Consider the following 18,409-nt stretch of genomic DNA (forward strand, 5'->3'; position numbering starts at 1 on the left):
GAGCGATCTCATGTATGAGGCCATCTTACACCCGGACAGCGTGATTATTCGAGAGTTTTCCCGCGCCATAAAACGCCCATACTTGATGCCTTGCCTGTCTGCTGATGTGTAGAGGTGATCCCATGATGTCCGGCGATATTTCGGAGCCCATCGCAGGCTTGCCAGCCCCTGTGCCGCCGCGCCTGCCGCTGATGTTGCTGGCCATCGTCTTTGTCGTGCTGGTGTGCGTTTCCCTGATCGGCATGCAGGCCTGGCTCACCGTGCATGCGCGGACCGTGCAAATCGCCGAATCGGAAGCGGCCTCCGCCAACCTGGCGGAGGCCGTGGCCCAGCATGCCTACGACACGATCAAGGAAGCCGACACGGTGCTGGTGGGCCTGGTCGAGCGGCTCGAACACGATGGCAGGTCGGAGCCCGAGCTCGGCCGCATCCATGAGCTGCTGGTGCACCGCGTCGCGGAACTGCCGCAGCTGCACGGCATCTTTGTCTACGACGCCGACGGCAGCTGGCTGGTCAATGCGCAGCCGGTGTTGCTGCGCAATCAGAACAACTCGGACCGCGCGTACTTCATCTACCACCGCGAGCACGCCTACCGGGGCATGCATATCGGCCCGCCGGTGCGCAGCAAATCCACCGGCGACTGGATCGTGACGGTGTCGCGCCGCATCGACCGGCCGGACGGCTCCTTTGCCGGCGTGGTGCTGGCCACCATCGACATGGATTACTTCCAGCGATATTTTCAACGCTTCAATATCGGCGAGGAGGGGGCGATCTTCCTGGCGCTCGACAGCGGCATCGTGCTGGTGCGCCGGCCGTTCAGCGAAAAATCGCTGGGCAGGGATATCTCCAGGCTGCCGCTGTTCCGCGACTACCTGCCGAAGGCGCCGGTCGGCACCGTCACGTTCACGTCGGCCCAGGACGGCGTGACGCGGATTAACAGCTACCGCCGCCTGGAGCAGTATCCGCTGGTGGTCTCGGCCGCGCTGTCCAAGGCCGAGGTGCTGGCGCCGTGGCGTGCCGACGCCTATCTGTTCGGCGGCGGCGCGGTGGTGCTGGTGGTGGCGATCGCGCTGCTGGGCCTGCGGCTGGTGCGCCAGATACAACTGAGGACGCTGGCCGAAGCGGAACTGGTGCGCGCCCGCAATTCGCTGGAGACATTGAACCAGACGCTGGAGCGGCTGGCCATGCAGGATGGCTTGACCGGGCTGGCCAACCGCCGCCAGTTCGACACCTCGCTGAAGAACGAGTTCAGCCGGGCCATGCGCAGCGCCAGTTCGCTGGCGCTCATCATGATCGATGTCGATTGCTTCAAGCAGTACAACGATCTCTACGGCCATGCGGCCGGCGACGAATGTTTGAAGGCGATCAGCAAGGTCGTGGCCGACAAGAAGCACCGGCCGGGCGATGTGGCCGCGCGCTATGGCGGCGAGGAGCTGGTGGTGCTGCTGCCGGGGACGGATGTGGCGGGCGCCATCGCGGTGGCCGAGAATATCCGGGCGGCCATCGAGGCGCTGGAGCTGCAGCATAACGGCAATGTGAGCGGCCATGTGACCGTCAGCGCCGGCGTCGAAGCCTTCGCGCCGGTGCGCTTCGAGACCGAGCCGGTCGATCTGGTCAAGGCTGCGGATCAGGCGCTGTACCGTGCCAAGTCGCAGGGGCGCAACCGGGTGTGTTCAGGCGGCGATGATGGCGGGCGCCAGGCGGCGCCGGTGTTCGCTTGCTCGCGGAGTTGACCTGCTGTGGCACTAAGGCGAGCCGCGAAGGTATATCATGGCGGTCGTTTCAACGATAGGACCAGGCATGATCATAGCGACTCACAGCGGCAAGTTTCACGCGGACGACGCGTGGGCGGTCGCCGTACTGAAGGTATTATTCCCGGACGCGGACATTATCCGGACGCGCGACCCGGCGGCGATTGAAGCGGCCGACTTTGCCGTCGATGTCGGCGGCATCTGGGACCCGGCCACCGGCCGCTTCGACCACCATCAAAAAGGCTTCGACGGAGCACGGCAGAGCGGCGTGCCGTATGCCAGCGCCGGCCTGGTATGGCGGGAATATGGCGCGCGCTGCGTCGCGGCGCTGGCCCTGGCGCATGGCGGACACCAGCTGCCGGACGACAAGGCGCGGGAGATCGCCTACGGCATCGATGCGGACGTGGTGCAGTACCTCGATTTGTCGGACGTGGGGGCGGCGAAGAGCGCACCGGGCGGCTATGGTCTCTCGGCCGTGATCTCGGGCTACAACACCAACTGGCTGGACGAGCAAAGGCTGGGCTACGGCGAGGCGGCGGATGCCTACCGCATGGCCCAGTTCCGCCGCGCGATGGACGTGCTGACCGACGTCATGCTCAATGCCGTGAGATACCGGCTTGGCGCATTGCTCGCGCTGGAGCAAGTCCGGCAGGCGGAGCTGCTCGACGGCGGCCAGGTGCTGTTCCTGAAAAACGGCGCGCTGCCGTGGGGCCAGGTGGTGCGCAAGGAAATGCCGAAGGTGCTGTTCGTCATCAGCCACAACCTGGCCGAGCAACGCCACATGCTGCATACCGTCTCGGTCAGCGCCGAGAGTTTCGAGGCGCGGGCCGATTTGCCTGAAGCATGGGCGGGCTTGCGCGATGCCGAGCTGGCGGCGGTGACCGGCGTGCCGGATGCCGGCTTTTGCCACAACGGCAGGTTTATCGCCTCGGCCAAGTCATACGAGGGGATACGCGCGCTGGCGGCGCTGGCGCTGCAGGACGTCGGCAAAGGCGGCGCGGGCTAGGCGGCGGGGCGGTCGAGCCCTTTTCGCGCAAATCGAACCATCTCAATTCGGTTTCAAATTTTTGCCGAAAAAATCGACCACCGCAGTGTTGAATGTTTGGTGAAACGCTGCTCTGTCAAAGCCAGGGGCGCTTTTACAAATGGCGGGGGCGATGTTCGCAAGTGCGACGCTGCAAGGCGGCAGGAAGTCAAAATGGCCAGCTTTGTGCGCCACGTGGTAGTCCGGCACTTCCGGGAGCGCCCGACGAACTGCCTCGGCGTAACGAGGATGCGGCAGCAGGACGTCATCCTCGGCACGCCAGAGCTGCACCGGTATCTTGACGTTTTTCAGGCCGTCCGGCGAGAGCGTGAACCCCAGCGCCGGAGCCGCCACAACCGCAGCCTTGATGCGATGATCTTGCACAGGGCTGGTATCGGGCAGCGCGACACCGGCCGCCCCGGTCTTCGCCATCAGCTGGCAAGCAAAATCTTCCGGATGCTCGCGGCACATCGGCCCCACCTTGGAGAAATCTGCAAGCCCGCCTATGCTTGCCAGCGTGGTAAAGCCGCCGGCGGAAAATCCGAACATCCCGATACGAGCTGAGTCGATGGTGGCGTGGCCGTCCCAGCTTGACAACATATGGTCTATCACACGACTCATTTGCTTGGGGCGATCCATGATGTATATGCTGCGGCTCTGGTCGGCATAGTTGTCTCCGGTGTGGCTGACGGCCGCAACGACATAGCCCGCGTCAGCCAGGGCGATGGCGGTATCGTAGTGCTCCAGGTACGAACCACCGGTGCCGTGCGACATCACCACCAAGGGCAAGGCCCGTCCTTCGACGGCGCCGTTGAACGCCACTGACATCGTTGTCGCTCCCATGGCCATGGACTGCGGTGTGGCCTGGCTCGGATACCAGATGCCAATCTCCAGCGGCTTGCCGCTGGGATCGACGGCAAATCCGTGCTGGAATCCGGCAGCATGGACGCAAGTGGAGGTAAGTACCAGGGCCAGAGCCGTCACGGCAGAAAACACAGTTGATTTCAAGTTGTTCATGGATGGTTCCCAAGGAAAGCAGCAGCAATAAAATGTAGCGTCATCCCGATATGCCCAGAATGCCGTGCAGATAGGCGACATGCTGGTCAAATGCGCTTCTTCCGCTGGCGGAAATGGCGATACGCGTGCGCGGTTTTTTTCCGATAAAGTCTTTCTCGACCATGACGTAGCCGGCTTTTTCCAGGGTGCCGATATGCGCGCCGAGGTTGCCTTCTGTGGCCTCCACGATCGCGCGCAAACGCACGAATTCAAGTTGCTCTCCGCGCGGCAGGGCTTTAAGCGTCGCCATGATTTTTAACCGAACGGGTTGGTGGATGATGTCGTTGAATTGGGCCATGTCACACCCGCTTCAGCCATGCGCCGGTCAGTATCAGGGCGCTGCCGCCAACAGTGGCCATCCATAAATTGAAGTGGCTGTGCAGCAGGAAGAAGCCGAGCAAGGTGAGGGCGCCGATGAGTGCGCCCAGGATCACGAGTCGTCTGCCGTGCCAGATGCCAAGAAGGACATAGGCGGTGGCGATGAGCAGCGGAACAAAGGCGGACATCTGCTTGCCCGAATGCGGCGGCAAGATCGCAAAAGTCGCCATCGTGAAAGCCACGAGGGTGAGGAGGACGGCGCCGATGCGCCGATGCTCTTTGCCGCCGGCCCAGCCGCTGGCGCGCGCAATGCAGATCGACAGGGCTGCGCCGACGCTGTTCGCGATCAGCCATATCAGTCCCGCTTCGGCAGGCAAGGCGTCGCTTAAACCGTAGGCCGCCATCCACACGCAACCCCAGAGTATCAAGTGGGGCGATATCTTCGTGTATTTGTACAGCGTCGCGCTGCGATGGCCCGCGTGCTCCAAATCCTGCAGTGCGCTTTCCGCCTGCTCTTTTGATATTGTCATCGAGTTTATCCCTATTAATTCAGAGTACTCTATCATGCAGAGTATTTGCGCACAAGCGGCGACGCGCATGCTGTTGAAATAGACCGGGACGTGGAGATTGCGAAACCTGGAAACGAAAACGCCAACCTGCATGGGTTGGCGTTCTGTTTGACACTGTTCTTGGTGGCCGGGGCGGAATCGAACCACCGACACAAGGATTTTCAATCCGTTGGCCGCAGGTTCGAATCCCGCACGGCCTACCGCGAATACAGCAGTACAGATCAGGGGCAGTGAGCATTGGCTCCCCAGCCCTTTTTGCGTTTACAGCATCTTCAATCCCGCCAGGATATCCCAGGCAGAGTGCTGAACAATTCCGGCGCGAATATTGCCACGCCAGTGAGCGAGCAGGCCGAGTACCAATCCATGCACCATGATCGCGATGACGGGGCCAACGCCTTCATAGGCATGTCCGATTCCAAAGATGGCCGCTTGCGCCACGATCGCGATGCCCGCATTGCCAGTGAAGGCCGTCAACTGCCTCTGAAGGTAGCCGCGAAACACGATCTCTTCACATATCCCTGCGCTCATGGACAGGCACACCCACAATGCAACGGGGACAAATCCCTCTGGTCGCGAAGGCAATATCGGGTTGGCGTCCGACGTCGCCACGACAGGATCGAAAACGCTGTGTACACCCTTGCTACAAACGTAGATCAATACCAGGGCCAGTGCGCCGAATGCGACATCGGCCGCCAGCTGTTTGGGGACGAAGCCCTTGCGATCGAGGAAATCCCAAATCGAACTGGCATAATTCTTCATGCCTTTGTAAATGGAAAATACCCACAGCCACTCTACGCCTATCATAAAAAGGAAAACACTGATCATTTGCATCGAGCTGGCAGGCGCACTTGAATGACCACCACCACCACCACCGCTACGCGAAGCATTGAACGCTCCGGCGATGGTGATCGCCAATATGAGTGCCATCAAACCCAGGGTATGTTTGGGCGACGCCAGCAATTTATTTGAATCGTTTTTCGAGGTGTCGACGGGAGCTAAGTAATTGCTGTTGCTCTTCATATTGGCTAAGCCTCTGCGTTGGATTAAGGTAGATCGCTTTGACGCGATCGGACTATCGTTCGGCACATCAGGTAATGAAGTAATTTCACCAGGAAGAGCTTTACGCCTCCTTACTCGCTCGCGTTTCCCTGCAGCAGCGAATCAAATATATTCAAGGCATCGGTAGTGCGCCCCAGGTCACCGGTGCTCATATAGTCGAGCAGCAGACCGTCGATCACAGCGCCGCACAATGTGGCGATCGCACGGCTGTTCGGCGACCTGGGAATTCTGCTTTCAATGACGTTCAACCAGCTGACGCTGGCGTTATCCAGATATTGCGAATAAATTTCGGGCTTTCTCAATGCCAGAACCTGCACTTCATGCAGCAACCGGGCGCACCCAACATTTTTCGGGTCTGTCACCCATCCCCAAAAAACCCGTAACCCAGCGTCCTGATCTGCCTGTTCTAATAACTCGGCAAATGATCGCTGAGTGCGTGAACGCGCCTCCTCCATCACAGCGGCGATCAGTTTTTCCTTGGACTCAAAGTGGTAAATCAGTAAACGCGAACTGGTCCCAATTTCGTCGGCCAGTGGTCTTAGCGACAGTTCTGCTAGTCCGTGCTCGAGGAAATAATCCAGCGCTTTGTCGCGCAATTCATTTTTTCGACTCATGAAGCGAATGGTACATGAAGCGAACGCTTCATGCGCATCTTTTTTAAAAGAGCGATTCAATGTCCCTGGAAAGGGCGTCGAAGCTGCACGGCAAATCAAGACCGGAAATTGACCGGGTACGAGGATTTCCAGCACCGGAAACGAAAAACGCCGACCTGCACGGGTCGGCGTTTTCACTTTTTATTCTTGGTGGCCCGGGGCGGAATCGAACCACCGACACAAGGATTTTCAATCCTCTGCTCTACCAACTGAGCTACCAGGCCAAGGGCCGCAATTATAGCAGACGCCCCCCAGGGTTTGGCAAGGGGACGGTGCAACTTTTATTGACAGTAACAATGTCGGGGTATAAATTTAGTCGCTTTGGCATGACCTCGATAGGGACACTATGAAGCGGGCGACTTGGTTGGTGGCGGGATGGGCGGTGGCGGGCGCGGTGCACGGCGCGGAACTGACGCCGGTGCAAAAGCAGATGCGCGAGATTTACCAGGAACTGGTGGAAACCAACACCACCAACTCCACCGGCTCCTGTACGGTGGCGGCCAACAAGATGGCCAAGCGCCTCAAAGCCGCCGGCTACAAGGACGCCGACCTGCACCTGATCGTGCCGCCCGGCGGCCCGACCAAGGGCAACCTGGTGGCGCGTATCAAGGGCGACGGCAGCAAGAAGCCGCTGCTGCTGCTGGCCCACATCGACGTGGTCGAAGCCAACCGCGCCGACTGGGTGCGCGATCCGTTCAAGCTGATCGAGGAAGACGGCATGTTCTACGCGCGCGGCTCGTCCGACGACAAGGCCATGGCCGCCTCCTTCGTCGCCAATATGATCCGCTACAAAAAAGAAAAGCTGGCGCCGAAACGCGACGTCGTCATGGCGCTGACCTGTGACGAGGAAATGGTGCCCAGCAAATTCGACGGCGCCGAGTACCTGTTCAACCACCACCGCGCCCTGATCGACGCCGAGATCGCGCTCAACGAAGGCGGCAGCGGCCTGCTGGACAAGGACGGCAAGCCGGTACGCCACGGCATCCAGGCCGGCGAAAAAATCTACCAGACCTTCCAGCTTGAAGTGACCAACCCCGGCGGCCACAGCTCCGCGCCGTATCGCGACAACGCCATCTACCACCTGGCCGAAGGCTTGTCGCGCCTGGGGCAGTTCGCCTTCCCGTTCAAGCTGTCGCCGGTCACGCGCGCCTACTACGAGCGCATGGCGGCGGTGGAGAAGGGCCAGGTGGCCGCCGACATGAAGGCCATCCTCAGCGATCCACCCGATGCGGCCGCGCTGGAGCGCCTGTACGCGGTCAGCCCGGTGCACAACTCCACGGTGCGCACCACCTGCGTGGCGACCAAGGTCGATGCCGGCCACGCCGACAACGCGCTGCCGCAGCGCGCGCGGGCCACGGTCAATTGCCGCATCCTGCCGGACGAGCAGGTCGATGAAGTGCAGGCGACGCTGCAGCGCGTGGTGGCCGACGACAAGATCAAGATCACCCGCATCGGCGAAGGCCTGAGCGCGCCGATGCCGCCGTTGACGCCGGCGCTGATGAAGGCGGTGGAAGAGATCAGCAACGATATGTGGCCGGGCGTGCCGGTGATTCCGACCATGTCGACCGGCGGCACCGATGGCCGTTTCCTCAACAGCGGCGGCATCTGGACCTACGGCATCAGCGGCATGTTCGCCGGCCCGGAAGGCAGCGGCGCGCATGGCTTGAATGAGCATATCCGCGTCAAGTCGCTGTACGACGGCCAGGAATACCTGTACCGCCTCGGCAAGCGGCTGGCCACGGAATAGTGCAGCTTAAAGCCGGGCCTTACTCCGGCACGATGATGCGCCAGCGCCAGGGCTTGAGCACGGCCTGGCCTTCATCGCCGGCCAGCTTGTACTTCTGCAGCGTGGCGGTCGGGTTGACGATCACGCGCACGGTGTTCTTGCCCTGCTGGCGCTTGAAGGCAAACAGCTGCTCGTTGCCGACATCGAGCAGCTGCACCGCGCCCCCGCTGGCGCCGTTCCACAGCGCCGGGTTTTCCTTCTTCAGCTGATTCAGGCCGGCGTAGAAGCCTTCCAGCTCGTAGCTCTTCCAGTCGATCGGATCTTTTTCGAAGAACTCCAGCTTCTTCTCCAGCCGCGCTTCCTGGCCGTTGTAGATCAGCGGGATGCCGGGCAGGGTGTAGCTCAGCACCGCCATCGCGCCGTAGGCCGGGCCGTACAAGTCCTTGTCCGTGCCCTGCCAGGAATTGAGGTCGTGGTTGTTGGTGAACTGCAGGCGGTAGGCGTCGCGCGGATAGGCTTTCGGCGGATTGGCCAGATAGCCTTTCAATTCAGCCGCGCCGGCCTGGCCCTTGGCGATTTTTTTCATGATCTCGCTCAGCGGCCAGTCGTAGCTGGCGTCGAAGGCTTTGTCGTGCAGCGCCGGCTCGTTCCACTCGGCCAGCATGAACACCGGCTTGATCTTGTCGAGCTGCGCGCGCGCCTGGTTCCAGAATTCGGTCGGCACCAGGCCGGCGGCGTCGCAGCGGAAGCCGTCGATGCCGGCCTCGCGCACCCAGTACGCCATCGCGTCCGTCATGCCCTTCCACAGTTCCTTGTTGCCGTAATCGAGGCCGATCACGTCGGTCCATTCCTCCATCTCGCCTGCTTCGTTCTTGAAGGTGACGGAGTGGATTTCGCCCTTGTCGTTCTTCTTGTACCAGTCCGGATGCTGGGTGGCCCACGGATGGTCCCAGGCCGTGTGGTTACCCACCCAGTCCAGGATCACATGCATGCCCAGCGCGTGCGCCTGCTTCACCAGCTTGCGCAGGTCGTCCATGCTGCCGTAGTCCGGATTGACGGCGCTGTAGTCCTGCACCGCGTAGTAGCTGCCCAGCGTGCCCTTGTGGTTCTTCTTCCCGATCGGATGCACCGGCATCAGCCACACGATGTCCACGCCCATCTGCTTCAGGCGCGGCAGGGTGGCGGCGAAGGCGTTCAGCGTGCCCTCCTTGCTGTACTGGCGCAGGTTCACTTCGTAGATATTCGAACTGCGGGTCCAGGCCGGGTGCTTCACCGAGCCGGTTTCGGCATGGGCCGCGAGCGGCGCAAACAATGACGCGGACAACGCGGCCAGCGGCAGCAGGGTGGCAAGCTTTTTCATGGGTCTCCTTTATTGTTTCAGCGTCCGTTCGAACAGCTGATAGATGCGGCGGTATTCATCGTACCAGCTCTCCGGGTGGACGAAGCCGTGACGCTCCAGCGGATACGGCGCCAGTTCCCAGTTGTCTTTCTTCAGTTCGATGAAGCGCTGGGCCATGCGCACCGAGTCCTGGAAGAAGACGTTATCGTCGATCATGCCGTGGGCGATCAGCAGGTTGCCTTGCAGCTTGTCGGCGTATTCGATCGGCGACGAGATCTTGTACGCTTCCGGGTCCAGCTCCGGCGTGTTGAGGATGTTGGCGGTGTACTCGTGGTTGTAGGTGGTCCAGTCGGTGACGGGGCGCAGCGCGGCGCCGGACTTGAACTGCTCCGGTGCGCGCAGCAGCGCCATGAAGGTCATGAAGCCGCCGTAGCTGCCGCCGTAGATGCCGACGTTCCTGGCGTCGCCCTGCTGGTTGGCCACCATCCAGTTCAAGCCGTCGACGTAGTCTTCCAGTTCCGGATGGCCCATCTGGCGGTAGATGGCGGTGCGCCAGTTGCGGCCGTAGCCGAGCGAGGCGCGGTAGTCCATGTCCAGCACGATGTAGCCTTTTTCGACCAGCAGGTTGTGGAACATCTGCTCGCGGAAGTAGACCGGATAACGCTTGCTGACGTTTTGCAGATAGCCGGCGCCGTGCACGAACATCACCACCGGATATTTTTTGCCCGCTTCCAGCGTGGCCGGGCGATACAGCTTGGCCCATACCGGATCTGCGCCGTGGGTGGACGGCACGGCGACGATCTGCGGCGCGATCCACTCGCGCGCCTTGAAGGCGGCGCTGCGGGTGTCGGTCAGCTGGGTGGCGGCGCCGCCGCTGCTGGCGACGGTGGCGATCTGGGTCGGCATGTAGGAAGTCGAGTAGCGCACCAGCAGCTTGCGGCCGTCCGGCGACAGCGCGAAGCTTTCCACGCCGCCCAGCGAGGTCAGCTCGCGCACGGCGCCGTCCTTGGCCGACGTCGAGCACACCTCGTAGGTGCCCGGCAGCTTGGGATTGCACAGGAAGTAGGCGGTGCTGCCGTCGGCGTTCCATTCGATGTCGCTGGCTTCCCACTTGCCCGAGGTCAGGGCGCGCGCCTTGCCGTCGGCCGTCTGCAGGTAGATGTGAGCGTAGCCGCTTTCCTCCGACTGGTACCACAGCGTGCGGTTGTCCGGCTGCCAGCCAAAGTCGTTGCCGCGGTTGTTGACCCAGGCGGCGTCGCTCAGGCGGTGCAGCGGTTGCAGTTTGGCGGCGGCCAGGTCGACGCCGGCGATCCAGCGGTCCTTGTTGTCGATCGCCTGCACCATCACGGCTGCTTGCGCGCCGTTGTCGGTCCAGCGTATCGATTCTTCGCGGCTTTCGAAGCGCACGCCCCGGTTGCCTTTGAGCGCATCGAGCTTGCGCGCGGCGCGCAGCTCGGCCAGTGGATCGACGCCGATGCCGGGCAGGGTGTCGAACGAGATGTCGGTCACTTTGCGGGTAGCCAGTTCAACCAGTTTCAGTTGCTGCGCCTGCGGGCCGGTGTCGCTGACGCGCTTGCGTTCGTCGTCGCTTTCTTCGTAGCCCGATTCGGTCACGTACTTGGGCATCTTGCCGACGCGGCGCTTGTCGCCGTCCTTGGCGCTGGCGATCACCAGCAGGTAGCGGCCGTCCGGCGACAGCGAGCTGGCGTCGATGACGAGTTTTTCGCCGAGGTAGACCGGCAGCGGCGCGCGGGTGGCGTCGGCGCTGCGTTCGGCGTTGCGGCGGTCGCGGGTGGCATCCTTTTCTTCCTTCAGCCGCGCCAGCGTGGACAGCAGGCGCAGTTGCAGGTCGCGGCGGCTGTCGGCGTCCGGTGCGGCGTCGGGATCCTTGGCGGTGCGCAGCAGCGCGACCGGCGACACCAGGCGCTCGGCGCGGCTCCAGCTGAACCAGTCGCTGCCGACGCGGAACTGCACGTGGGCGCCGTCGGCCGAGTATTGCGGGTCGGCGGCCGGCGTGGTGCCGCGCAGGATTTGCGTCAGCGCGCCGGTCTTCAGGTCGCGCTCAAACAGGTCGCCGTTGCGCAGCAGGATGGCGCGCGTGTGGTCGCGGTTGTAGATCGGTGCGGCGGTGTCGAGGTTGGCCAGCTGTTTATCATCGACTTGTTTGGCGGCGGCGCCGGCGATCTGGAAGGTGTCGCGCAGCGGCGAGCCGGCGCGTTTTTGCTTGAAGTAGATCTGGCGGCTGTCCCAGCCCCACCATGCCGCTTCAACCGGATTGCCGATCCAGTCGGGGTTGGCCATCGCCTGGTCCAGCGTGATCGGGGTTGCGGTGGTAGCAGCGGCGCCGGCATTGGCGGCGAACGAGCCGGCCATGGCGGCGGCTAAAAAAGGCAAGACAAAACGCATCGGTAGTTTCGCTTTGAGGTTGGGTGAACAGGGGCGCCGGATCGCAGCGCGTTTCGGATTCTAGCCCAAGCTCCAGCGAACTGTAATGCTTATATGTTCAGTTGCGTCTTCAGTTGCGGGCCATCTTGTCGGTGCGGCCATGGCGCGCATCGGGGCCGCCGTGGCGCGGCGACAGCCGCAAGGCCAGCAGCAGGATGGCGCCGGCCGCCAGGTACATGGCGATCAGCACGGCCAGCATGGCGGCGTTGCCGCCCCAGGCCTGGGTGCGCGCGCCCAGCGCGGGACCGAAGGCGCCGCCCAGCATGCCGCAGCTGACCACCAGCGCGATGCCGGCCGCCGCGCGCCGGCGCGACAGCAGGTCGGTGACGATGGCGACCAGCAGCGGCGCCGCCGAGGCGATGCCCAGCGATGCCAGCGCCAGCCCGGCCAGCGACCACGCCAGGCCGTCGTTGGCGGCGATGGCCAGGGCCAGGCCGCCGGCCGCCAGCACCATGCAGGCGATGAAGTGGCCGCGCCGTTCGCGCCGCCGGTCCGAATCGTAGCCGATGGCGATCATGCCGACCACGCCCGCCAAGTTGGGCAGGGCGGCCAGCAGGCCAGGCTGCATATGGCTTGCTTCGCTCCAGCGCTGCACCAGCGCCGGCGCCCACGAGGCCAGCGCGTAGCTGGCGCCGGTCAGCAGCAGGTTGGCGGCGGCCAACAGGCACAGGGCGCGGTCGCGCAGCAGCGCGACGATGACGGCGGCGTCCGACGGCGGCTCGGCGTCGTCCGGCGCCGGCTGGCGCGTCGGCGCGGCGGCCTGCAGCAGCGCCTCGTCGCGCTCCAGGTCCTGCTCCACCATCAGCTGTTCGAACGGCGACAGCCAGTGGGCGTCGTCGGGGCGGTTGTCCAGGTACAGCCAGGCGATCGCGCCCAGCAGCACGGCCGGCAAGCCTTGCGTCAGCAGCAGCCATTGCCAGCCTTGCAGGCCGCTGTCGCCGTTCAGGTAAGTCAGCGTGGCGTCGCACAGCGGCGCGGCGGCGACGTTGGCCAGCAGCGCGGCCGAGGCGAACACGGCGAACACGCGCGCGCGGCGCGGCGCCGGGTACCACCACGTCAGGTAGAGGATCGCGCCGGGGAAGAAGCCCGCTTCCAGCGCGCCCAGCACGAAGCGCAGCAGGTAGAACATGGTGGGCGTGCGGACGAAGGCGGCGGCGGCCGAGGCCAGGCCCCAGCCCAGCATCAGCCATAGCAGCGTCTTGCGGGCGCCGGCTTTTTCCAGCAGCAGGTTGGCGGGCAGCTCGAACAGGCAGTAGCCGATGAAGAACAGGGCGGCGCCCCAGGCGTAGACGGGGTCGCCGAAGGACAGGCTGTCCTGCATCTGCCGTTGCGCGTAGCCGAGGTTGATGCGGTCCAGGCAGGCGACCGCGTAGCACAGCACCAGCAGCGGCAGCAGACGCCAGCTGATCTTGCGGTAAATGGCGTCCATGCCGGCGGCGCCGCGGAGGTGCAGGACGGTGGCGGAATGGGTCTGCATGCAGACGATATTATCCGCACGATATTGCTTAGGCAAGCTTTAGCAAGGTGCGGCGGAACTCAAAACAACAGTGCGCGGCGCCCTCGTGCGGCGCGCTTGCGCCAGATCAGCGCGGGGGCGGCGTCAGGCCGCTGCCGCGCCGGAGTCCATGCCGTAGATGCGGGTGCGGCGCGGGCGCAGTTCCGGCTGGGTGGCGGCGCCGTTGTCTTCCTGCGCCAGGAACTGGCTGCCGATCTCGAACCATTCTTCGCTGGAGATCACCTTTTGCGCCAGCGGCAGCAGTTCCTGTTCTTCCTTGTCGAGCCGCTTGAGCAGGTTCTGGCAATACAGGTCCACCGTGCGGCACAGGAACTTGCCTTGCGAAGCGCTGCGGCGCATGGCGCGGCGCAGGCATTTGTGCACCGCGTTGAGCATGGCGCCGCCGAGCCGGCTCAGCGATTCGAGGTCGTTCAGCAGCGCGCCGCAGTTGGCGTCCGCCGCGCGCACGGCCGGCATCAGGCAAGCCTCGACCTTGCGCTGGTGGCGCGTTTCGGCGAAGGTGGTCAGTTCCTTGAGCTGGGATTCGATGAACACAGGATCGATTTCCTGCGGGCGGCGCGCGATCGACTGCACATATTGCAGCAGGCGCGCGATGAAGTGGCGTTCTTTTTTTTGTTCGATAGACAGTGTCAATAAGACATAGGTGGCAGTAAGCATAGCGTTTCCCGTGTTTCGTCTGACTTCGGCTGCGCGGCGAACGTTGGAGGGTGGACGCGCCCGAGGTGGAGACCGTTACCTTAGCGCCGTGCCGTGCTCATTCAACGTCGATTTACAATTGTTCACAACTGGTCGTGTGGCAATAACAAACATCGCGAAGATTACCGGCGGGGAAAACGAATGTACACACGTCAAGCCGGTCGTGATCGTGCGTACTCTTCCTGACTGAGAGGGAAATTATGCACCTATTTTGCGCATGAAAATACGCGATTTCTTGCGTTGATCAAAAATATTTTATATCGGCCGCGGCATTGTTTTACCGCGGCCCTATCGATGCATGGCCTTGCTGCACTGCGGCGCAGATCAGGCGGCGCGCGGTTCGCCCAGGTAGGCGCTGCGCGCGATGGTGAAGCCCTGCTTGACCTGGCGCGCGGTGTCGTCGGTCAGCACTTCATCCTCGCCCGCTTCCAGCGCGGTGACGATGGCGCGGGCGATGTCGGCCGGCGCCGATTTCGGTGCGTCGACGCCGCCGGTCATGTCGGTGTCCATGTAACCCATGTGGGCCGCCAGCACCTGCGTGTTCTGCGCGTGCAGGTCGGCGCGCAGGCCGTTGGTCAGCGCCCAGGCGGCGGCCTTGGATATGCTGTAGGTGCCGCTGCCGGGGATGGTGATCCAGCTCAGCGCCGACAGGATGTTGACGATGGCGCCGCCGCCGTTGCGCTTGAGCGTGGGGGCGAAGGCCAGGCTGAGCGCCATCGGGCCGTAGAAGTTGGTGTCCATCTCGGCGCGCACCGAGGCCAGCGCCTCGGGCCCGGCCACGCTGCTGCCGCTGAAGATGCCGGCGTTGTTGATCAGGATGGTCAGGTCGGGGATGGCTTGCACGGCGGCGGCGATGTCCGCTTCCTTGGTCACGTCGATCTGGATCGGCGTGACGCCGGCCAGCGTGACGGCGGCCGGATTGCGGGCGCCCGCATACACTTTGCGCGCGCCGGCGGCGAGGGCTGCTTGCGCCAGGGCTTTGCCCAGGCCGCGGTTGGCGCCGGTGACGAGTACGACGGCATCTTGGAAGTTCATGGTGATTCCTTTCAGTGGGTGAAGTAGCGGACAGCGTGAGGTAAAAAAATATGACCGGTCGTCTTAAAAAATGCCGAAAAAAAAGCATCACAGCAAAATCTGGTTCAGCACCATGTCGGCGTAGCGGTCCAGCGGCGCCCGGCTGTGGGCGGCCTTGGCGTGCAGCACCGCGCCTTGCCAGGCATCGATGATGAAATGGGCCAGTTCCAGCGCCGGCTGCGGCGCGCGGGTGCTGCCGTCGCGCTGGGCTTCGGCGATCACCACCGCGAGGCGGGCGGCCCAGGCGTCGAAATTGTGGCTGAGCGCATTGCGCATGGCCGGAATCTGGTTCGATAGTTCGCTGCTGAAGTTGCCCAGCATGCAGCCGCAGTTGTAGTCGCTGGCGGTGTTGGCGCCGATCAGCAGGTCGAAGTACTGCCGCATCCTGGCCTTGGGCGGCAGGCTGGCGTCGTCCAGCACGTCGCAGTATTTGCTTGCCGCCTCGGCATAACGTTCCAATACCTCCAGCCCCAGCGCTTCCTTGCTGGTGAAGTGGTTGTAGAAGGAGCCCTTCGGCACGCCGGCCGCATCCGTGATGTCCTGGACGCTGGTGGCATTGAACCCCTTGCTATGCAACAGGTTCAAACTGGAGGTGACGATTTGCTCTTTGACGTTAGGTTTGGCCATGTGCTAAATATGACCGGTCGTCTTAAAATAGTCAAGAATAATTTTTGTGGTCGGTATATGCTGTGCGTCATCTATTGGTAATTTTTTGATAAGGTGAGTTATATGCTATCGAAACAAATTCTGGCCAGGCTGTTGGGTGGTTTGGCTGTCGCATGGCTGGCGGGCTGCGCCACCACCGTGGACACTGCCGAAGCGCCGACCGCGTCGCAGACGGCGCCTGCCAAATGCCGGCGGGGGGACGCCAGCACCGGCACCTCGATCGCGCGCCGCGATTGCGCGATCAATCCGGATGTACAGACCGTCCGCGCCGACGAGCTGGAGGAATACAAGCGCAGCAACCTGCCATCGTCGTCGGGCCTTAAGTAACAGTTTTGCTTGCTGCACTGCGATCTTGGTATCATGCCGACAGCCGGCCACCAGCCGGTATTTTTCTTATAACGTCGGAGATCACCGAATGAGACTATCACTGCTGCTGTTGGGAACCGCCGTCGCGGCTTCCAGCGCCATCGCCGCGCCGCGCGGCTTCACCGTTGAAGACATGGTCAGGATGGAGCGCGTCGGCAGCCCAGTGCTGTCGCCGGACGCTAGCCGCGTGGTCTACACGGTGCGTTCCACTAATATCGACAAGAACCGCGGCAACACGCAATTGTGGATGCTGGACCTGCGCGCGCCCAAGGCCGCGCCGGTGCGCCTGACCCAGGCCGACGCCAGCAGCAGCGATCCCGAATGGTCGCCGGCCGGCGACGCTGTGTACTTCCTGTCGGCCCGCTCCGGCTCGCAACAGGTCTGGCGCCTGCCGCTGGCCGGCGGCGAAGCGGCGCGCGTGACCGACCTCGCGCTGGACGTGGAAAACTTCCGCCTGTCGCCGCAGGGCGACCGCCTGGCGCTGAGCCTGGCCGTGTTCCGCGACTGCGCCGACATCGCCTGCAGCAAGGCCCGCCTCGACGCGCAGGGCAAGAACAAGGCCAGCGGCAAGGTCTACGACAAGCTGTTCGTGCGCCACTGGGATACCTGGGCCGACGGCCGCACCAACGTGCTGTACGCCGCGCCTATCGACGCCAGCGGCAAGGTCAGCGCGCAGCCGGTCAGCCTGTCCGGCATGCTCGACGGCGACGTGCCGTCCAAGCCTTTCGGCGACCACGACGAATACCACTTCAGCCCCGACGGCAAGACCGTGGTGTTCTCGGCTCGCATCGCCGGCCGCACCGAAGCCTGGTCGACCAACTTCGACGTCTACACCGTGCCGGCCGAAGGCGGCCAGCCCAAGAACCTGACGGCCGACAACCAGGCCTGGGACACCAAGGCGATCTACTCGCCGGACGGCAAGACCCTGGCCTATCTGGCGATGGACAAGCCGACCTTCGAGGCCGACCGCTTCCACCTGGTGCTGATCGATGTCGCCACCGGCAAGAAGCGCACCGTCGCCGACAGCTGGGACCGCTCGATCGCCGACTACCGCTGGACCCCGGACAGCAAGACCCTGCTGGCCACCGCCGACGACATCGGCCAGCACCGCCTGTTCGCCATCGACGCCGCCAGCGGCAAGGTGGCGCCGTTGACCGGCAACGGCTACGTCAGCGGCTTCGATGTCGCGCGCGACACCGTCGTCATGGCGCAGGCCAACCTGGCGTCCGGCGCGCAGCTGTTCAAGTTCAAGCTCGGTGGGACGGCCGACAAGGCCGCGCAACTGACCACGCTGAACGCGCAGGCGCTGGCCGACGTCAAGTTCGGCGAGTACGAGCAATTCTCCTTCACCGGCGCCAACGGCGAGACCGTCTACGGCCACGTGATGAAGCCATGGAACGCGCAGCCGGGCGTCAAATATCCGATCGCCTTCCTGGTGCACGGCGGCCCGCAGGGCAGCTTCGGCAACTCGTGGAGCTACCGCTGGAATCCGCAGGTGTACGCCGGCGCCGGCTACGCCACCGTGTTCATCGACTTCCACGGCTCGACCGGCTACGGCCAGAAGTTCACCGATTCGATCAGCGGCGACTGGGGCGGCAAGCCTCTGGAAGACTTGCAAAAAGGCTTGGCCGCGGCGGTGCAGAAATTCCCGTGGCTGGACCGCGAACGCAGCTGCGCGCTGGGCGCCTCCTACGGCGGCTTCATGATGAACTGGATCGAGGGTAACTGGTCCGACGGCTTCAAGTGCATCGTCAACCACGACGGCGTGTTCGACACGCGCGGCATGGCGTACGCCACCGAGGAAATCTGGTTCACCGAATGGGAAAACGGCGGCGCCTACTACGACGTGCCGGAACTGCACGAGAAGTTCAACCCGGCGCTGAAAGTGAAGAACTGGAAGACGCCGATGCTGGTGGTGCAGGGCGACCTGGACTTCCGCATCCCGACCTCGCAGGGCCTGGGCACCTTCACCGCGCTGCAACGGCGCGGCATCCCGAGCAAGCTGCTGATGTTCCCGGACGAAAACCACTGGGTGCTGAAGCCGGCCAACTCGGTGCTGTGGCACCACACGGTGATCGACTGGCTCGACACCTACCTGAAAAAATAAGCAAGCGACTAGTTTAACTACGCAACGCCCGCAGCCTCTGCGGG

16 protein-coding genes and 1 tRNA gene are annotated in these 18,409 nt (G+C 63.4%); 5 read left to right on the forward strand and 12 right to left on the reverse strand.

Features of this window, described 5'->3' with window-relative positions:
• The first annotated feature begins 122 nt into the window (after positions 1-122).
• Entirely contained in the window at positions 123-1,733 is a 1,611-nt protein-coding gene (locus GEV01_RS27970; RefSeq protein ID WP_152809300.1) for a sensor domain-containing diguanylate cyclase, read from the forward strand.
• Between the two features lie 67 nt (positions 1,734-1,800).
• Positions 1,801-2,757, forward strand: coding sequence for an MYG1 family protein (locus GEV01_RS27975; protein ID WP_152809302.1), 957 nt, complete (start codon positions 1,801-1,803; stop codon positions 2,755-2,757).
• Positions 2,758-2,799: 42 nt separating this feature from the next.
• On the opposite strand, the gene GEV01_RS27980 is transcribed toward GEV01_RS27975, so the two are convergent.
• From GEV01_RS27980 to GEV01_RS28005, 6 genes are all read right to left on the reverse strand, one after another.
• Complete coding sequence (locus GEV01_RS27980; RefSeq protein ID WP_152809304.1) at positions 2,800-3,792, reverse strand: alpha/beta hydrolase family protein; 993 nt, start codon at positions 3,790-3,792, stop codon at positions 2,800-2,802.
• A 40-nt stretch (positions 3,793-3,832) separates the two neighbouring features.
• A complete protein-coding gene (locus GEV01_RS27985) occupies positions 3,833-4,129 on the reverse strand; it encodes a winged helix-turn-helix domain-containing protein (protein ID WP_152809306.1) in 297 nt (98 codons plus the stop codon).
• A 1-nt stretch (position 4,130) separates the two neighbouring features.
• Complete coding sequence (locus tag GEV01_RS27990) at positions 4,131-4,811, reverse strand: hypothetical protein (RefSeq protein ID WP_217428516.1); 681 nt, start codon at positions 4,809-4,811, stop codon at positions 4,131-4,133.
• A 168-nt stretch (positions 4,812-4,979) separates the two neighbouring features.
• Positions 4,980-5,738, reverse strand: a complete 759-nt coding sequence (locus tag GEV01_RS27995) for a CPBP family intramembrane glutamic endopeptidase (RefSeq protein ID WP_152809310.1) — start codon at positions 5,736-5,738, stop codon at positions 4,980-4,982.
• Positions 5,739-5,848: 110 nt separating this feature from the next.
• The gene (locus tag GEV01_RS28000) at positions 5,849-6,568 is read right to left on the reverse strand and encodes a TetR/AcrR family transcriptional regulator (protein WP_152809313.1); all 720 of its coding nucleotides are present in this window, start codon (positions 6,566-6,568) and stop codon (positions 5,849-5,851) included.
• A 10-nt stretch (positions 6,569-6,578) separates the two neighbouring features.
• Positions 6,579-6,654: transfer RNA gene (locus tag GEV01_RS28005), tRNA-Phe, on the reverse strand.
• 122 nt (positions 6,655-6,776) lie between these two features.
• On the opposite strand from GEV01_RS28005, the gene GEV01_RS28010 reads away from it, so the two are divergent.
• Positions 6,777-8,177 carry a M20/M25/M40 family metallo-hydrolase gene (locus GEV01_RS28010; RefSeq protein ID WP_152809315.1) on the forward strand — a complete coding sequence of 467 codons (1,401 nt, stop codon included), beginning with the start codon at positions 6,777-6,779 and terminating at the stop codon, positions 8,175-8,177.
• A gap of 19 nt (positions 8,178-8,196) precedes the next feature.
• On the opposite strand, the gene GEV01_RS28015 is transcribed toward GEV01_RS28010, so the two are convergent.
• From GEV01_RS28015 to GEV01_RS28040, 6 genes are all read right to left on the reverse strand, one after another.
• Positions 8,197-9,516 (reverse strand): alpha-amylase family glycosyl hydrolase, encoded by a 1,320-nt coding sequence (locus GEV01_RS28015; RefSeq protein WP_152809317.1) that lies wholly within the window; start codon positions 9,514-9,516, stop codon positions 8,197-8,199.
• Positions 9,517-9,525: 9 nt separating this feature from the next.
• A complete protein-coding gene (locus GEV01_RS28020) occupies positions 9,526-11,868 on the reverse strand; it encodes a S9 family peptidase (RefSeq protein WP_152809414.1) in 2,343 nt (780 codons plus the stop codon).
• A 142-nt stretch (positions 11,869-12,010) separates the two neighbouring features.
• On the reverse strand, positions 12,011-13,417 hold the full coding sequence (locus GEV01_RS28025; protein ID WP_152809319.1) for an MFS transporter: 1,407 nt from the start codon (positions 13,415-13,417) through the stop codon (positions 12,011-12,013).
• Between the two features lie 123 nt (positions 13,418-13,540).
• The gene (locus tag GEV01_RS28030) at positions 13,541-14,113 is read right to left on the reverse strand and encodes a hemerythrin domain-containing protein (protein WP_152809322.1); all 573 of its coding nucleotides are present in this window, start codon (positions 14,111-14,113) and stop codon (positions 13,541-13,543) included.
• Between the two features lie 363 nt (positions 14,114-14,476).
• A complete protein-coding gene (locus GEV01_RS28035; protein ID WP_152809324.1) occupies positions 14,477-15,187 on the reverse strand; it encodes an SDR family oxidoreductase in 711 nt (236 codons plus the stop codon).
• Between the two features lie 87 nt (positions 15,188-15,274).
• Entirely contained in the window at positions 15,275-15,853 is a 579-nt protein-coding gene (locus GEV01_RS28040; protein ID WP_152809326.1) for a TetR/AcrR family transcriptional regulator, read from the reverse strand.
• Positions 15,854-15,955: 102 nt separating this feature from the next.
• On the opposite strand from GEV01_RS28040, the gene GEV01_RS28045 reads away from it, so the two are divergent.
• Positions 15,956-16,219 (forward strand): hypothetical protein, encoded by a 264-nt coding sequence (locus tag GEV01_RS28045; protein WP_152809328.1) that lies wholly within the window; start codon positions 15,956-15,958, stop codon positions 16,217-16,219.
• Between the two features lie 88 nt (positions 16,220-16,307).
• Positions 16,308-18,365, forward strand: coding sequence for a S9 family peptidase (locus tag GEV01_RS28050; protein ID WP_152809330.1), 2,058 nt, complete (start codon positions 16,308-16,310; stop codon positions 18,363-18,365).
• The last annotated feature ends 44 nt before the right edge of the window (positions 18,366-18,409 follow it).

This window comes from Rugamonas rivuli, from assembly GCF_009380165.1.
Lineage (GTDB): Bacteria > Pseudomonadota > Gammaproteobacteria > Burkholderiales > Burkholderiaceae_D > Rugamonas > Rugamonas rivuli.

What these genes read in the sequence shown, in the direction of transcription:
- GEV01_RS27970 (WP_152809300.1), top strand. Translation starts at nt 123, where the DNA reads ATGATGTCCGGCGATATTTCGGAGCCCATCGCAGGCTTGCCAGCCCCT.
- GEV01_RS27975 (WP_152809302.1), top strand. Translation starts at nt 1,801, where the DNA reads ATGATCATAGCGACTCACAGCGGCAAGTTTCACGCGGACGACGCGTGG.
- GEV01_RS27980 (WP_152809304.1), bottom strand. Translation starts at nt 3,792, where the DNA reads ATGAACAACTTGAAATCAACTGTGTTTTCTGCCGTGACGGCTCTGGCC.
- GEV01_RS27985 (WP_152809306.1), bottom strand. Translation starts at nt 4,129, where the DNA reads ATGGCCCAATTCAACGACATCATCCACCAACCCGTTCGGTTAAAAATC.
- GEV01_RS27990 (WP_217428516.1), bottom strand. Translation starts at nt 4,811, where the DNA reads ATGCAGGTTGGCGTTTTCGTTTCCAGGTTTCGCAATCTCCACGTCCCG.
- GEV01_RS27995 (WP_152809310.1), bottom strand. Translation starts at nt 5,738, where the DNA reads ATGAAGAGCAACAGCAATTACTTAGCTCCCGTCGACACCTCGAAAAAC.
- GEV01_RS28010 (WP_152809315.1), top strand. Translation starts at nt 6,777, where the DNA reads ATGAAGCGGGCGACTTGGTTGGTGGCGGGATGGGCGGTGGCGGGCGCG.
- GEV01_RS28015 (WP_152809317.1), bottom strand. Translation starts at nt 9,516, where the DNA reads ATGAAAAAGCTTGCCACCCTGCTGCCGCTGGCCGCGTTGTCCGCGTCA.
- GEV01_RS28020 (WP_152809414.1), bottom strand. Translation starts at nt 11,868, where the DNA reads ATGGCCGGCTCGTTCGCCGCCAATGCCGGCGCCGCTGCTACCACCGCA.
- GEV01_RS28025 (WP_152809319.1), bottom strand. Translation starts at nt 13,417, where the DNA reads ATGCAGACCCATTCCGCCACCGTCCTGCACCTCCGCGGCGCCGCCGGC.
- GEV01_RS28030 (WP_152809322.1), bottom strand. Translation starts at nt 14,113, where the DNA reads ATGCTTACTGCCACCTATGTCTTATTGACACTGTCTATCGAACAAAAA.
- GEV01_RS28035 (WP_152809324.1), bottom strand. Translation starts at nt 15,187, where the DNA reads ATGAACTTCCAAGATGCCGTCGTACTCGTCACCGGCGCCAACCGCGGC.
- GEV01_RS28040 (WP_152809326.1), bottom strand. Translation starts at nt 15,853, where the DNA reads ATGGCCAAACCTAACGTCAAAGAGCAAATCGTCACCTCCAGTTTGAAC.
- GEV01_RS28045 (WP_152809328.1), top strand. Translation starts at nt 15,956, where the DNA reads ATGCTATCGAAACAAATTCTGGCCAGGCTGTTGGGTGGTTTGGCTGTC.
- GEV01_RS28050 (WP_152809330.1), top strand. Translation starts at nt 16,308, where the DNA reads ATGAGACTATCACTGCTGCTGTTGGGAACCGCCGTCGCGGCTTCCAGC.